Source organism: Stappia sp. ES.058 (assembly GCF_900105595.1).
Classification (GTDB): Bacteria; Pseudomonadota; Alphaproteobacteria; order Rhizobiales; family Stappiaceae; genus Stappia.
Window position 1 is genome coordinate 3,064,272 of sequence record NZ_LT629784.1, and the last position, 15,651, is coordinate 3,079,922.

General features: G+C 67.0%; 12 protein-coding genes. 2 read left to right on the top strand and 10 right to left on the bottom strand.

Going from position 1 to position 15,651, the window contains the following annotated elements:
- Positions 1-42: 42 nt before the first annotated feature.
- The 7 genes from BLU32_RS14270 to BLU32_RS14300 all read right to left on the bottom strand — a co-directional run bounded on the left by BLU32_RS14270 (position 43) and on the right by BLU32_RS14300 (position 10,676).
- Positions 43-492 carry a hypothetical protein gene (locus tag BLU32_RS14270; RefSeq protein WP_093808011.1) on the bottom strand — a complete coding sequence of 150 codons (450 nt, stop codon included), beginning with the start codon at positions 490-492 and terminating at the stop codon, positions 43-45.
- Positions 493-568: 76 nt separating this feature from the next.
- Positions 569-1,555, bottom strand: coding sequence for a hypothetical protein (locus tag BLU32_RS14275; RefSeq protein ID WP_093808013.1), 987 nt, complete (start codon positions 1,553-1,555; stop codon positions 569-571).
- Positions 1,556-1,788: 233 nt separating this feature from the next.
- On the bottom strand, positions 1,789-3,981 hold the full coding sequence (locus BLU32_RS14280; protein ID WP_093808015.1) for an ATP-binding cassette domain-containing protein: 2,193 nt from the start codon (positions 3,979-3,981) through the stop codon (positions 1,789-1,791).
- Positions 3,978-6,146, bottom strand: coding sequence for a cysteine peptidase family C39 domain-containing protein (locus BLU32_RS14285; RefSeq protein ID WP_093808017.1), 2,169 nt, complete (start codon positions 6,144-6,146; stop codon positions 3,978-3,980). The genes BLU32_RS14280 and BLU32_RS14285 overlap by 4 nt, the downstream gene beginning before the upstream one ends.
- On the bottom strand, positions 6,143-7,444 hold the full coding sequence (locus tag BLU32_RS14290) for an NHLP bacteriocin system secretion protein (protein ID WP_093808019.1): 1,302 nt from the start codon (positions 7,442-7,444) through the stop codon (positions 6,143-6,145). The genes BLU32_RS14285 and BLU32_RS14290 overlap by 4 nt, the downstream gene beginning before the upstream one ends.
- 125 nt (positions 7,445-7,569) lie before the next feature.
- Positions 7,570-8,523, bottom strand: coding sequence for a dihydrodipicolinate synthase family protein (locus BLU32_RS14295; protein ID WP_093808021.1), 954 nt, complete (start codon positions 8,521-8,523; stop codon positions 7,570-7,572).
- Between the two features lie 14 nt (positions 8,524-8,537).
- Entirely contained in the window at positions 8,538-10,676 is a 2,139-nt protein-coding gene (locus tag BLU32_RS14300) for a xanthine dehydrogenase family protein molybdopterin-binding subunit (protein ID WP_244501710.1), read from the bottom strand.
- 179 nt (positions 10,677-10,855) lie between these two features.
- Here BLU32_RS14300 and BLU32_RS14305 point away from each other — a divergent pair, with 179 nt between their 5' ends.
- Entirely contained in the window at positions 10,856-11,656 is an 801-nt protein-coding gene (locus BLU32_RS14305; protein ID WP_093808023.1) for an aspartate dehydrogenase, read from the top strand.
- Positions 11,657-11,725: 69 nt separating this feature from the next.
- Positions 11,726-12,679, top strand: coding sequence for a LysR substrate-binding domain-containing protein (locus BLU32_RS14310; RefSeq protein WP_093808025.1), 954 nt, complete (start codon positions 11,726-11,728; stop codon positions 12,677-12,679).
- Positions 12,680-12,698: 19 nt separating this feature from the next.
- Here BLU32_RS14310 and BLU32_RS14315 read toward each other — a convergent pair whose 3' ends face one another.
- The 3 genes from BLU32_RS14315 to BLU32_RS14325 form a co-directional block, all read right to left on the bottom strand.
- The gene (locus tag BLU32_RS14315) at positions 12,699-13,958 is read right to left on the bottom strand and encodes a TRAP transporter large permease (protein WP_093808027.1); all 1,260 of its coding nucleotides are present in this window, start codon (positions 13,956-13,958) and stop codon (positions 12,699-12,701) included.
- The gene (locus BLU32_RS14320) at positions 13,955-14,539 is read right to left on the bottom strand and encodes a TRAP transporter small permease (RefSeq protein WP_208976892.1); all 585 of its coding nucleotides are present in this window, start codon (positions 14,537-14,539) and stop codon (positions 13,955-13,957) included. The genes BLU32_RS14315 and BLU32_RS14320 overlap by 4 nt, the downstream gene beginning before the upstream one ends.
- A gap of 75 nt (positions 14,540-14,614) precedes the next feature.
- Positions 14,615-15,604 (bottom strand): TRAP transporter substrate-binding protein, encoded by a 990-nt coding sequence (locus BLU32_RS14325; protein ID WP_093808029.1) that lies wholly within the window; start codon positions 15,602-15,604, stop codon positions 14,615-14,617.
- Positions 15,605-15,651 lie beyond the last annotated feature (47 nt).

The following is a 15,651-nucleotide window of genomic DNA, read 5'->3' on the forward strand; positions in this document are numbered from 1 at the left end:
CCGGCCCTTCAATCGCTGTATTGAAAGCGATATGGCTGACGCTCAGTGCGTTCCGGCAGCCGCCAGGCGCATGGTTGCGGCAGCCGAAATGAACGCGCTGAGCATCGCTGCCTGCGGCGCGAAGCCGCCGCGAACGGCGTCGAGGAAGGCGGCACGCGCAACTTTCTGCGCGGTCTCCGAACCCGGTGCATCGTCGGCGGCTTTCATCTTGATCGCGACCACCCGGTCGAACGCGGTCTGCGCGTCGCCGGTCTCGTCCATCGCCTTGCAGAAGACGTCCATCACCAGAACCATCTCGGCCTCAGAGATGGAGGCATCCATCGCGCCGTTGAAATCCTGGCCGAGCGCGAGGCGCGCGGTCGTCGCCTCCTCCGCCTTGACGCCAAGAAGCGCCGCCTCGCCGGCGGACCAGCCGGCCAGCGATGCGCCGCCGGCGGCCAGGCCGGTCACGATATCCTTTACCTGGGAAACTGCTTCCTTACCCGTGGTCATACTCATTCACTCCTGAAACCGTAAGTTCTTCAATGGGATTCAGGCCGCATGACGCGACCCGCGCGCGTGTCCGCGATCACCAGTGATGGAAGAAATGCTTCACCGCATGGCCGACCTTGTGGGCGGCATGACTGACGGAATGCTCCACCGCATGTGCTTCATGGCTGACCGCATGGCCGACCTCATGCGCCGCATGGCTGACGTCGTGGCCAACCTCGGAGGCCGCATGCGCAACCGCCCCGCCAAACGCATGATCCAGGAAGTGGAAGGCGTTCTCGAACGGACGCGTGTCGAGCGAGAAGTGGAAATCGAAATGGATGCCGAGACCGGCCGCCAGATCGCCGCCGACGCCGAAGTTGATGTGGTGATGCGAATAGCCCGCATGGGCCTCGCCGCCGACGCCGACTTCGCCGGCATCGACACCGCCCGAGCCGCCGCCCGAACCGACGCCGTGAACGGAGCCGCTGCCGCCGGCATGGGCTTCCGCGCCCGCGCCCGCCATTGCGTTGCCGGATCCGCCCGCCCCGTAGGAGCCGTGGCCGTGCTGGATATCGCCCGAGCCACTGGTGGTCGCGCCGACAGTCGCCGATCCGCCGGCATTCTCGCCAGCGGATACGCCGTGCGAACTGACGGAGCCGCTCGCGTCACCGGAAACGCCAGCGGACGCGCCCGCGGACGCCGATGCGCCGGTGTCGGAGCTGTTGGAATGGGCGGAGCCGGACGCGCCGGCACCGGCCTGCGCTTCACCGGACGCACCTGCGCTAGCCGGACCGGAATGGGCATGCACCTCGCCGGAGGCGCTGGCGCCGGCCCCCGCCGCTCCCGAGACGCTGCCATGTCCGGCATGACCGGAGACGCCGTCGCCGACATGGGCACTGCCCGAGGCGCCGGCATGGCTGTCGCCGGTCGAACCGGAGGTGCCGGCATGAACGCCAAGGTCCGGATCGCTCCAGCCGCCATCGTCCGTCGAGAACACACGCGTGCCGCCGGAAACCCCGTCCAGGGCCTCCAGCGGAATGGCATCATCGAGCTCGTCGAACTTGTTGTTAATTCCCTTGTTCATCCCGCCACCTCTGAAATGTTGTTTGCAAGAAGAAACCTAGGTGACAGGTCTTGCGATTTTTCTAACTTGTAGAAAAAATACGTATTTGGATTCAAAGGGTAAACAGTATTATAATTTTTAAGCTACATTCGGATAAAAGGTCCGACAAGAGACGATATCAAACCCATGGATCAACTCTGAAACCTGCGACTTTCAATCGCCCGGCACTCGGCGAACCCTGCAAGCACGGTGGTCTATGCGGCGTCCTGAGCCTCGATCAGTTCGAAGAACAATCCGTCGCCGGCGAGCAGGTCCTCATAGGCGCCGGATTCCGCAACACGACCCCGGTCGAGCACGAGGATCCGGTCGCAGGCCTTGAGCGTCTCGAGGCGGTGCGCGATGCTGATCACGGTCGCGTCCATCTCGTCGATGGCCCAGGCCACATGGGCCTGAAGGGCGGGATCGAGCGCGCTTGTCGCCTCGTCGAGAATGAGGATCTTCGGCTTTGCGGCAAAGGCGCGCGCCAGGAGGATGCGCTGGATCTGACCGCCGGAAAAGCCGCATTCGGTGTCGCCGACAGGGGTGCCGAAACCAAGCGGCAATGCCTTGATATCCGCTTCGAGTCCGGCCTTTCCCGCCGCCTCCCACGCATCGGCCATCGTGATCGGCGCACCTGCGGAAATGTTGTCGAACAGGGTTCCGGGAAAGAGGCGCCCGCCCTGGCCGACAATGCCGATCTGCCGGCGCAACAGCCGGTCGTCGAGCCGGTCGAGATCGAAGCCGTCGAAGGTGACCGACCCGCTTTCGCGCGGGATCAGGCCGAGAAGGGCCTTGACCAGCGTGGACTTGCCCGCACCCGACGGGCCGGCGATACCGATATGCTCGCCCGGCTCGATGCGAGTGCTGACACCATCCAGCGCGGCCGGAGCACCGGCACGGTGCCGGCAGACGAGATCACGACACTCGATCGCGCCGCTCAGCGGCGGCGGCGTCCAGCCGTCGATCGCCGGGCGCGGCACGCCGTCGAGCAATGGATGGATCATGCGAAACTGAAGCCCGAGCATGGTGGCCTGGCCGAAAGCCCCCAAGACGGCAGACACGGCCCCGGCGATGCTGCCGGCGGCAACCACCAGCGAGATCGACGCACCCCCGGCGACAACGCCACCCGCAAGCGCAAGCGCAACGATGGCCGACAGGACCAACGCCCCTTCCACGGCTTCTTCCAGCGCGGAAGACGCGGCCCCCACCCGGTCGGCCTTCAGGAAACGATGGCGCAGCGAGAGAAACCCGTCGGTCCAGCGGCTGAACACGCGGCCCTCCGAGGCGGTCGCACGCACGGTGTCGATCATCGTCAGGGCTTCATAGGCCGTGCTCATCCAGCTTTGCGGCGCGGCCAGACCGCTCAACAACGCCTGCACGCGACGACGCGCGATCAGCCCGCCGGCCAGGATGACCGCAACAACCACACCACCGATCACCACCGCGCCGGTGGCAGAGGTTGCGGCGACGACGGCGATATTGGGAAGCGCGACCAGCAGCGCCGCGATCACGGACAGCGCCATGCCCCACACGCCACGGTGCCAGCGTTCCACCGACCGGGTGGACAGGGCGGCGATGGGCGCGGGCGGCAGGTCGCCTCCGGTCGAGGCGGTCCCTTCGGCGATGCGGATTGCGCGGTCGATCGCCGCGGCCCGCAGAAAAAACCCGATACGTCCGTCAAGCCGCAGTTTGGCGATGCCGGCGGCAAAACGGGTCAGCAGATTGGCGCCGAAGAGCACGGCGAAGAACACCATCATGTTGGCAAGCAGGCCGAAGTCGCCTTCCGGCACGATTGTCGCAAACAGCGGGCCGGTGACAAGCGGAAGCGTTGCGACCGCCATGCCGGCAAGCAGCGTGAAGGCAAAAAACGCCGCAAGATCCTTGCGCGCCTGCGGGAGGCCGAAACGCAGGAGACCCTTGGCAGTCAGCTTGCTGTCCGGCAAGGCCGGCAGGACGAGGTAACCGGTCGGCTCGAAGTCATCCAGGGCCAGGGACCCGGCCTGCCCCGGCTTCCAGCGACCGGCGGCCTCCGCCACCCGCCAGTGATCTCCGCTGCGCGTCAACAAGACGGCATCGGCCGGCGCATCCTCGCGTGCGTCGCCCTCCGCGGGTTTTCGCAGCGCCAGGATCGGCACCGGACTTTCACCGATACGCTGATCGCTTAAACGCACCTGGCGAACCTGAAGGCCGGCGGCGCGCGCAAGACGCTCGATCGAGTCAGCCACCGGTTCGCCCGGCACCAGCGCGCTGCCGGGCATCAGCTTGACCTCCGCCGCAGCGGCCGCGGCATGCAATGCATCGACCAGAACCGGCGACGGCGTCGACATCGCCGGACGCGGATCGCTCAAGAGCGTCTCGATGCGCTCGGCTGAGCGGACGAAGAATTCGTTTCCGGCTTGATTGCTCATGCGACCGCCCTGCCCTCGTCCCGCGATTCCACGCCCTGTGCACCCGCGCTTTCGTTTTCGCAGTGCGCGCGAAGCGCAACCCCGCCGGCGCCGTCCAGATGAAGCACACGGTCGCACCGGCGGATCGAGCCGGACCGATGCGAGACCAGAAGCACCGCCGCACCGCAGCGCGTCAGCCCCTCCAGAACACGTTGCTCGCTCAGGGCGTCGAGCGCGGATGTCGTCTCGTCCAGAACCAGAACCTCGGGACGGCGCGCCAATGCGCGCGCCAGCGCGAGCCGCTGAATCTCGCCGCCGCTGAGACCCGGACGGTCGGCGCTCAGCATGGCCGAAAGCCCGCCGGCCCGAGCCACCATTTCCTGCGCGCCGGCAAGCTCCAGCGCATCATTGATGGCGTCCTGCCCGATCGTCTCGTCCCACATGGTGATGTTGTCGCGAATGGTGCCGCTCATCACCGCACTCGCCTGCGGCACGTATTGGAGACGCCCGCGCAGGCTCTCGTGCGGCCAGTCGCCAAGCGACCGGTCCCGCAAGAGCACCCGGCCAGCGCGCGGCGCGACGAGCCCGGCGGCGAGCCGGGCGAGCGTCGATTTGCCCGCACCCGACACGCCGGTGATTGCGGCCAGTTCGTTCGTCGAAAAGGCAAGATCCAGACCGGAAAACAGATCCGTTCCCGTTCCGAACCCGAAGGACAGTCCCTCAAGGCGCAACACGGACGCATCCTGTCCGGTCTCTCCTGCGGGGGCCGCAGGGACCGACGCCCGCCGATTGATCTGGGTGTCTGCGGCATGGTCGATCAGGTCGTCGAGCCGAAGCAGCGCGCCGGCCGATTCCTGCAGGGCGCAATAATGCGTGGCGATCGCGGCAACCGGCGCGGCAACGAGCCCGGCGAGCACCTGCAACGCCAGCAGTCCGCCGAGTGCCAGATCGCCCTGCATGACCCGGAAGGCGCCCGCTCCCAGCACACACATGCTGATCAGGAGCATGGCGGCCGCCGGTCCGAGATTGACCGCAGTGCGAATACGCCCGAGCCGCTGTTCTGCGTCGAGCGCCGCCTCTTCCGCCGTCAGCCAGCGCGATCCGAAAAGCGCCTCGCGCCCGAGCAGACGAAACGCATCGAACGCCATGAAGCCGGCCGTCGCCACGCCGCTCGCCGTGCCTTCCAGAACGTTTTGCAACCGCGTCGCCTCGCTCAGGCGTTCCGACAGGCGGATCAGCACCGCGAGATTGGCCAGCGCGATCGCGGTGACGATGCCACCGAGCACCGCGTCATAGAGCCAGATGATCGCAAGATAGCCGCCGGCAACCGCGATGTTCGGCAGCATCTGCGCCAGGGGGCCGGCGACGGTGCCGCCGATCTCGGAACCGATGCGCATGCGCGACACAACCTCGCCGGCATTGCGCTGCGCGAAGAACGACAGGGGCAGAAAGAGGACGTGCTCGAAGGCGCGCGCGGCGACCACAACGCCGATCTTCGACTTGAGCGAGGCGACCGTCCATTCGCGCAGCGCGCCCAGCATTACCTGCACGAGGAGCGTCACGGCGAGCGCGACGAGAATGAAGATCATCCAGTCGCGGCGGCCCTGCGTCACCACATAATCGGAGTAGGTCTGGATCGCGCCCGACAGGATCAGGCCCGGGACGATGCCGACGACCCCGCACGCGAAGACGATGGCCATCGCATCCCAGGAGCCGGCCGCCTGGCGCACCAGCGCCGGGATCGCCATCGGCCGCCGTCCGCCCGGGCGAAACCCTTCGCCCGGCGCCATCACCAGAACGAGACCGGTCAGCGCCTCGCCGAGTTCGCGCCGGTCGACCACCCGCCGACCGACGGCCGGATCGAGCAGCACGAAGCGGCCGCCCCGGACCTCTTCCAGCACCACGAAATGATTGAAATTCCAGTGCAGGATCGCGGGCAGCGGCAGCTTGGCCAGATCTTCCGGCTCGCGGCGCACCGCCTTGACCTTGAGGCCGTAACTTTCGCCGGCACGCGCCAGTGCGGCGGCGTCGACGCCGTCGCGCGAGGTGCCGCAGCGCTCGCGCGCGTCTTCCAGCGCGATCTCCCGGCCATGGGCGCTGAGCACCATGGCGAGACACGCCGCACCGCATTCCGCCGCCTCCATCTGGAGGACAGTGCGGGCCCTTGCCGAGGCCAGCCCCATCATGGGCGCCCCGTCCAGTCGTCAGCCTCAAGATGCAGGAACCGCTTCAGCGCGGGGATCGCCAGCGCCAGCAGCGGCCGGCGCTCGACCGTCACATTGGCGCTGAGCGGCGTTCCGGGCGTCAGCGTGACGCCGGGCGGCGGTGCGCCGGTCCAGGCGTAGCCCGTGTCGTCGCCCGCGGCCCGTTCCATCACGAGCCGCACCTCGAAGGTCGGCCCGCCGGCGGAGATCTTTTCTGCCAGCGTGTCGTCGCCGAGCGCGAACTGAAGGCTTTGCGAGGAGGCCGGCACTTCCGAGATCGACACCACTCGCGCAATCAGCCGGTCGTGCCGGTCGAGCGGCAGGTCCGCCGGCGTCAGCAGCGCCCGGTCGTCCGGCTTCAACCGCTTGCCCTGCGACATCGGCACGAAGACGACCGCCTCCAGCGGATCGCGGTCGCCGTCGGCCGCCCCGTCGACCAGGATTTCCAGAAGCGGTTCGCCGGGCGAGGCCAGCGCGCCGGGACGGGTGTTGATGCCGATGACGCGGCCGGGCGCATCGGCGGTGACGGTCGATCCGGCGACGAGCGCGGCGCGGCTTGCCGCCACCTCCGCCTGCAGCCGTTCGATCTCCAGCTTCGCCGAAAGAGCCGCGCGTTCGCGCTGGGAGGCCGCTTCCTCGCGGCGGACATCAAGCGCAACCTGTTCGGCCCGCGCGGCGGCGAGATCGTCTTCGGCGACGTCCGCGGCGATGCGTGCGTTGGAGACGGCCTCCAGAGAGACAATCCCGTCGGCGTGAAGTTTCTCCAGCGTCTCGTGACGCTCCTCCAGCCAGTTCTTCTTGGACGACAGCGCCTGGATCCGCTCGCCCAGCGCGATCAACTGCCGCGCATGGCTGCGGCTTTCCGCATCGGCATCCGTCTGGCGCAGCGTTTCCGTGCGCTCGACATTTCGGGCGAGAACGTCGAGCACACGCTTGGCCTTTTCCAGCGCGGCCGTACGCTCGGGCTGCGACAGGCGCAACAGCACATCGCCGGGGGCGACCGTCTGCCCCCTTTCCACCAGCAGTTCGGCGACATAGCCGGCAGAGGCCGCGCGCACCGGAGAGATCAGCGTCTCGCCGGAACGCGCCAGAACCCCGTGGCCGGTGACATGGATCGGCACGTCGACGAAGGCGCTCCAGGTGACCACGCCGGCAAGTGCTGTGGCGATTGCCGCCGCGCTCAGCCGCGTCACCGCGGTGGAGACCCGCATGGTGCGCTGGGTCTCGTCGACCCGCGTTGCCGCGTCGAGCGCCTCCTGCCTGAAAAACGTTCTGCCCATGACAACTCCCCTTCGACGGCGAGTATCGGACACGGGCGCTCAGGTTCGGTTAATCCGCAAAAGGCGAGCGGGCTCAATCGCCCGGCTTGGTTACCGCAGCGTGAATGCCGCCCGCCCGCCAACGCTTAAAGACGAAGCCCGCAGGCCTCGAACGCGGCCTTGGTCGCGTCCCTTTCCGCGTCGGTCAGTTGCAGCAGCGGCGGGCGCACCGGCCCACCGACCTGGCCGAGAAGCTCCTGCCAGTACTTCTGGTGCGCCTGCGGCTTGCCACCCGGACGCGTCGTCTTCAGCGCCTTGCGCACGGGACCGAGGCTCTTGCTGATGTCGCGCGCCCGCGCTTCGTCTCCGGCGAAAGCGGCCTGCGTATAGTCGTGCATGCGCCGGTCGTTCGCGCTCTGCAGCAGGTAGGGCGGCGAGGAACACAGGTAGAGCTGCCAGCCAAGCTCCAGGATGTTGTCGAGCCACTCGTCTTCCGAAGCGGTCGAGACGAGGATCTTGTCACCGACCATCTGGCTCAGCTGCGTGTACATCGGCCGGGGCACGGAATATTTGATCGCGACGATATTGGGCAGCTCCGCCACGCGCGCGCAAAGTTCCGGGCTCATCAGGTAGCCGGAATCCGGGTGGCTCCACATGGCGATGCCGATGTTCACCTTCTCGCAGATTGCCTTGTAGTATTCGTAGACCGTGTCGTCGGGATCGGTGACGAAATGCAGCATCGGCGCATGCACGACGATATAATCGGCGCCGACCGCCTCGGCGTGTTTCGCAAGCTCGATCACCGTGTCGAAGTTCTGGTCGGAACACGACATGATGGTGCCGGCGCGATCCCCGGTCTCTTCCACCGCGATCTCGAAGTTGCGCTTGCGCTCGGCGAGCGACATGGAAAAGAACTCGCCCTGCTTGCCCGCGATGAAAAGCCCTGCGATCCCGAGATCGTCGACCCAATGGCGGATGTTGGCGCGCAGGCCCTCCTCGTTGAGGCTGAAGTCGGGCCGGAACGGATTGAGGGCGGCCGCCCAAATGCCCTTCATGTTGGCGCGGGCGTAAGCCTTGGCGTCCGGTTTGCTGTAGTTCATCGCTTTGTCCTGTCTCACGTTCGGTGCAGTGCGCGCCACAGCGTTTCGCTGGTGAGCGGCATCGGAAGATCGGTGACGCCATGGGGACGCAGGGCGTCGATGGCGGCATTGAGAATGGCGGCCGGTGCGCCGATGGTGCCGGCCTCGCCAACCCCCTTTGCGCCCAGCGGATTGTTGGGGGCCCGCGTTTCTATCTTGGAAATCGCAAGCGCCGGAATGTCGCCGGCGCGCGGCAGCGCGTAGTCCATCAGCGATCCGGTCACGAGTTGGCCGTCGCCGTCATAGACCAGCCGCTCCATCAACGCCTCGCCGATCCCTTGCGCGAAGCCGCCGCGGATCTGGCCCTCAACCAGCATCGGATTGATCACCGTGCCGGCGTCATCGACACAGGCGACATATTCAAGCGTCGGATCGCCGGTCTCCGCATCGATGGCGATCTGCACCAGATAGGCGCCATAGCCCCAGGCTTCGGCTGCGGCCTCATAGACCACCTCTTCACTGACGGGCACGCTGGTGTCCGCCCCACTGTCGACGCGGGCAAGAAGCGCCTCGCAGGCTTTCAAAACGGCGCTGCCCCCAATCGCGGTGCTGCGGCTGGCAAGCGCGCCGATACCGGTCGGACAGTCCTGCGTCGACCCGCACACGACGTCGATCGCCTCCGGACCAAGACCCAGCGCGTCCGCCGCGATCTGGGCCAGCGCCGTTTCGCGTCCGTGCCCTTGCGTGCTGCCGCCGAAGGCGACCAGCACCGTGCCGTCCGGATTGCGCGTGACGCGCGCGCTTTCCCACCCGGTGCCGCAGGGCTCGATGTAGAAGGCGACCCCCAGGCCGACGACCTCGCCGCCTGCGCGACGTTTCGCGACCGCCGCGCGCCGCGACTGGTAGCCGGTCTCGTCGGCCAGTTGGTCCAGCAATTCGGCATAGCGACCGGAATCGAGCACCACGCCGGTCGGCCCGGTGTAGGGAAACCGTTCGGGCGGGATCATGTTGCGCTTGCGGATTTCGAGCGGATCGATCCCGGTCGCGCTCGCCGCCGCATCGACCAGGCGCTCCATCAGGCAGTTGGCTTCCGGGCGCCCGGCGCCACGATAAATCCCGACGGCAGCCGTGTTGGACGTCTCGGCGCTTGAGCGGATATCGACCGCCCCGACCAGATAGCCACCGGGCAGGATGCGCCCCGCGTTCCAGGCAGGGATCGCGGCGCTGCTTGGCAGCCAATGCCCGAGCGGCGAAGTGACGGAGGCTCTCAACGCCTCGAACCGGCCATCGGCATCGACACCGAGCGTGCCTTCGCTCTTCGCGCCACGGCCATGGCTTGCGGCAAGAAAGTCCTCGCCGCGCGACGCAATCCAGCGGGTCGCGCGCTTGAACCGCAGCGCCGCCCACACGCACAGCACCTCTTCCGGGTAGAGCGAGGCCTTCATTCCGAAGGCTCCGCCGACATCCGGCGCCGCGACATGGATACGCTCGGGCGCGACCGACAGAATGCGCGACAGCTCGCGCCGCGCGCGGTGCGGCGTCTGCGTCGACAAAAAGACCGTCACGCTGTCGCTCTCGCCGTGATAGGCGACGGCGATGCCGCGCGGCTCGAGCGAGGCGGGCGCCAGCCGGGGATGGTCGACCGTCACCGACACCCGATGTGCTGCGCCGGCCATCACCGCATCGCAATCGCCCGACGACCAGGTCCCGCGAAAGCCGGCAGGCTCCGCCGCTCCATCGTCGTCCTCGACGTCGACCGGAACCGCGTCGCAGGCGTCGAGCGCCTGGCCGGGCGTATCGGCCAGAACGGCGGCGACCGGCTGGCCGACGGCACAGACATGCGCGCCCGCAAGCACGGGAAAGGACGCCGACCCGAAGGGCTCCAGAACCGGATTGATGCCGAGGGTTCCCAACTCACCGAGGTCCGCAGCGCTCACGACCTGTGCCACGCCGGGCATGTCGCGGGCAGCCTCGGTCTCGCATCCGGCGATCCGCCCGCCCGGCACGGGACTGCGGACGAAGGCGACATGCAAGGGATCCTGCAAAGGCACGTCCGCGACATAGCACCCCGCCCCGGTGATGAGGCGGACGTCCTCGCGCCGGCGCAAGGGACGGCCGATCTGCGGCTCACTTGATCCCGCGCGCTCCGCGCCACGGGCCGAAATAACTGTCACGGCCAAAAACTCGTCTTCTGCTGGCGGGCAGGATGCCCCTCGGGAATTCGGGCCAACAGTGGCGGCGATCAGATATCGCGGCAAATATTGTGTTTCAAACCTGTTATCCGGAATTTGGATAGCTGGAGCGCCTGGATTGGCGCAAGATCGCACCAGTTGAGACTTGGCTGGAGCTGCCCATGAAACATGTCGCCATCATCGGATATGGCGCTATCGCCCGGTATGTCATGACGGCGATCGCCGAGCGGGACGGTCTCTCGCTTTGCGGGATCATCGCGCGCGCGGGCCGACTTGAAGGGGCCCAAGCCTGCGCGCCGGATACGGTTGCGATTGCCGGGCATGTGGCCAAGCTGCCACAGCGTCCGGACGTCGTGCTCGACTGCGCCGGACACGCAGGCCTGCGCGAGCACGGCCCCGGCATCCTGACGGCCGGCATCGACCTCTACAGCGTATCCGCCGGAGCGCTTGCCGATGCGGAGCTTTACGATACCCTGAGCGATGCCGCCCGGCGCGGAAGGACGGCGCTCCGGATCGTATCCGGGGCCATCGGCGGTCTCGATATCCTCGGGGCGGCCAGCCGGGGCGGGCTGAGCAGTGTGGTCTATCGCGGCCGCAAGGCACCGGAGAGCTGGCGCGGCACGCCGGCGGAAGACACAATCGACCTCGACGCCCAGAGCGAAGCGCGGGTGCATTTTCGCGGCACCGCGCGCGAGGCCGCGCGTCTCTATCCCAAGAACGCCAATGTGACGGCGAGCATCGCGCTTGCCGGGATCGGCTTCGACGCAACCGAGGTCGAGCTGATCTCGGATCCCGCCTGCCGCGAAAACCGGCACGAGCTTGCCGTCGAGGGCGCCTTCGGCTCCTTCGCCATTCAGGTTTCCGGCCGCGCCATGCCGGACAATCCGAAGTCCTCCGCGTTGACGGCGATGAGCATGGTCGACACGCTCGCGCGCCTTGAAGACGCCATTCGCATTGCATGATCCGTTGGGCTATGGCTGTGAGGGCGCGTCCGGCCCGCCAGCACCCGTCGCAAGGACAAAGACGCTCCAATGAGCGAACCGAACCAGAAGCACGTCCGCATCGTCGAGCGGATCCTGACCCGGCTCAAGCTCAAGCAGCTGCGCCTGCTGGTGGCTGTGGAAAGCCACAACAGCATCCTGCATGCCGCACGCGAGTTGAACCTGTCCCAGCCGGCCGCCACAAAACTGATCAAGGACCTGGAAGCCGATTTTGGCGTGCTCCTGTTTGAGCGCACCAACCGGGGCGTGGTGCCGACGATCTACGGCGAGGCGCTGGCACGCCACGGCAAGCTGATCTTCGCGCAGATCTCGCACGCCGCACAGGAACTCGACGACCTTGCGGAAGGCTCCAGCGGGCGCATCGTCATCGGCACCTTGCTGGCCGCCTCCGCGCTTCTGCTGCCCAAGACCATCGCCCGGGTGCTGGCGCAAAAGCCGGGCCTGTCGATCAAGATCCAGGAAGGCACCAACGAGGTGCTTATGCCGGCACTGCGCTCCGGCGAGGTCGACCTCGTCGTCGGGCGCCTGCCGACCCACCGCCACCGCGACGAACTGCTGCAGGAGCGTCTCTACGAGGAAAGGGTGATCGCCGTCACCGGCATGACCCACCCGCTCCGGGGGCGCAAGCGGGTCACCTTCCAGGACATGATGGAGTACGGCTGGATCCTGCCGCCGCCGGAGACAACGCTCAGGCGCCAGATCGACCTGGTGTTTCTCGACCACGGCCTGAGCTCGCCGATCAACGCGGTGGAATCGGTGTCCTTCCTCGCCAACCGCAGTCTGCTCGCCAACTCCACGATGATCGGCGTCCTGCCCAGCCATGTGGTCGAGCAGGACATCGCCGCCGGCATTCTGGCGCGCGTGCCCTGGGACGTGCCGATCCCGATCGGCCCCGTCGGCGTTTCCTACCGCAAGACCAAGGGGCTGACACCGGCAGCCGCCTTCTTCCTCGACGAACTGCGGGCCGTCGCGGAGACGGTTTGACGCCCGCGAGCGTTGCGTATCAAATCAGCGCTGTGGTCAGGATCGGCGCCCAGCTCAACAGCACCAGGATCAGCGCCACCGCGATCAGGAACGGATAGAGCGCGCGCACGATGGCCATCGGCGGGGCACCGCTCATCGCCGAGGCGATGTAGAGCCCCGCCCCGACCGGCGGCGTGAGAAGACCCAGCACCAGATTGAGACAGACGATCACGCCGAACTGGAACGGATCGATGTCGTAGTGCATCTGCGCGATGGGCAGCAGGATCGGCACCACCAGAATGAGCGCGGCGATGCCGTCGATCACCATGCCGATGACGAAGAGAGACAGGTTGACGATCAGCAGGAAGACGAAGGGATCCGAGGTGATCGCCGTCAGCTGTCCGGCGAGCTTTTGCGGCAGGGCCTCGTAGATGATCACCCAGCCGAAGACGTTGGCGGCGGCTATCAGGAAAATCACCAGGCTGGAGCTGGTCGCGGTGCGCACGAACAGGGAGCCAAGCCGCGTGATTTTCAGATCGCGGTAGACGAACCGCCCGATCAGAAACGCGATCAGCGAGGCGACGGCCGCCGATTCCGTCGGCGTCGCAACACCGAGCAGGATGCCGCCGACGATGGCGAGCGGGATGAGCGCTGCCGGCAGACAGTCGCGCAGCGCCACGAGTGCCTCGCGCCTGCTCATCCATTGGCCTTTGGGGAAGGACTGGGTCAACCCCACGATCGCGATGATGACGAAGAAGGAGGCCGACAGCATCAGGCCCGGAATGATGCCGGCCATGAACATGTCGCCGATGGGGATCTGCGCCAGGACGCCGTAGATCACGAAGAGCATGGACGGCGGAATGATCGGCGACAGCAGTCCGCCGGCGGCCGTCGTGGCGGCGGCGAAATCGCGGCGGTAGCCTTCCGCCTCCATCGCCGGCACCATGGCGCGCGACATCACCGCGATCTGCGAGGCGGCCGAGCCGATGATCGCGGCCATGAACATGTTGGCCAGCAGATTGATATAGGCAAGCCCGCCGCGAAACCCGCCGACGAAGACCCGCGCGGCCTGGATCAGCCGCTTGGTCAATCCGCCCTCGTTCATCAGTTCGCCGGTGAGCATGAACAGCGGGATCGCCAGCAGGCCATAACTCTCGATACCGGAGTAGAGCTGCTGCGCGAAGCTTGCATACAGCACCTCGTTGCCGCTCGCCTGGATGTACCAGATCGCCGACAGCGCCAGCACCAGCGCGATCGGCACCGCGCCGAACAGGAGAAGCAGAAAGACGACCGCCGTCATGGGCGCGTCTCCGCGTCGGCGTCCGCCTGCGGATCGGCACCGCCGGCGAGAACGCAAAGGCTCGCAACCAGATTGGACGCGGCATGCAGCGTCAGCCCGAAGGTGAAGACGATCATGATGCTCCACACCCAGACCTTGGGAACGCCCAGCGTCACGGTGGGCTCGGCATAGATGAAATTGAAGGTCTCGCCCTGAAAGGCCTGGATGTCGAAGCCGGTGGCATAAAGCGCGAACGGGTCGAACCACAGCAGGCAGAACCAGATCATCGCGGCGGCGAACCCCGCCGTCACAGCATCGAGGCCAAGACGCCACCAGCGGGCGACACCGGGTGAGAGCGTGTCGAAAACGAGCGTCACCGCAACGCCCGATCTGCGGTGAACGGCAGCTGCTCCGGCCAGGAACGTCATCCAGATCATGGCGGTGATCGCCGCTTCGTCGATCCAGTAGATCGCCATGTGGGCGGAGCGCGTAACCACATTGAGGAGGATCAGTCCGGTAATCGTCGCGGCGAGGACGGCGGCCAGCGCGATTTCGCAGCGCGCCCAGAAGGCGGAGATCCTGTAGAGCATCGCGGTATCCATCCAGGCCACGCATCCGGACGCCGGACCTGTCGGCCGATGTCGCCCGGATGCGGGAGTTCGGGTCTCGGGACGAGACTACTGACGGGTCTCGTCGGCAACCTTGCGAAGACCAGAAAGCGCCGGCGCCTTCTCGCTCCAGATCGCGTCCCACTCGGCGGTGGCATCCTGGAAGAAGGCGGCATCCGCTTCAACGATGTTGGTGCCGGTGCCCTCGACCGCGAGCAGCCAGTCGGCCTCCTTGGCGATATAGGTGTCGATCACGCCGTCGAGCTGGCGTGCCATCAAGGTGGAGATCGTCTCGCGATCCTCGGCCGACAGGTCCTTCCACACCCGCGCCGACACCAGGCCGACCATCGGGAACATCATGTGGTTGGAGATCAGCACCGTATCGGCGTGCTCATAGTACTTCAGCTTCCAGATCAGTTCGGCATCCATGTCGATGGCGTCGACCTGGCCGTTGGCGAGCGCGTCATAGACCGCCGGCAGGGGCATCGGCGTGGAGGCCGCGCCGACCGCGTTGTAGAAGTCCTTGATCGGCTCGAACGGCGTGATCCTGAGCTTCTTGCCGGCGAGATCGGCCGCACTCGTCACCGGATCGCGGCTGACGATCTGGCGCAGGCCCGCCATGCCGTAGCCGAGGCCGACGACGCCGGCCTTCTGCGGCAGGTCGGCCAGCATTGCCTTGGCTTCATCCGAGCGCAGGATGCGCCCGGCATGACCGACGTCATCCGCCATGTAGGGCGCGTAGAAGGCGCCGAAATCCGGCACGCGGTTGGAGACTTCCGCGATCGTCAGGAACGCCATGTCGAGCGCGCCGGTCTGCAGCAGCTGCATCATCTGCGCCTCGTTGCCGAGCTGGCGCGAGGGAAAGACGGCAACCGTGTGCGCGCCGTCGGTCGCAGCCTCCAGCTCCTCGCCGAAAGACTGCGCGGCAACGGTCCAGATGTGCGGCGGCGGCGTGATCAGTCCGAGCCGGAACTCCTTGGCCGACGCGAGGCCGGTCGTCGTGACCAGAGCCAGAAGAGCGGCCGGCACGGCGCGGGTGATCAGGGTCTTGAGTTGCATTTCGGTCCTCCCGAACGCCGGCCGGACACCTTCATGTCGGGCGGGCA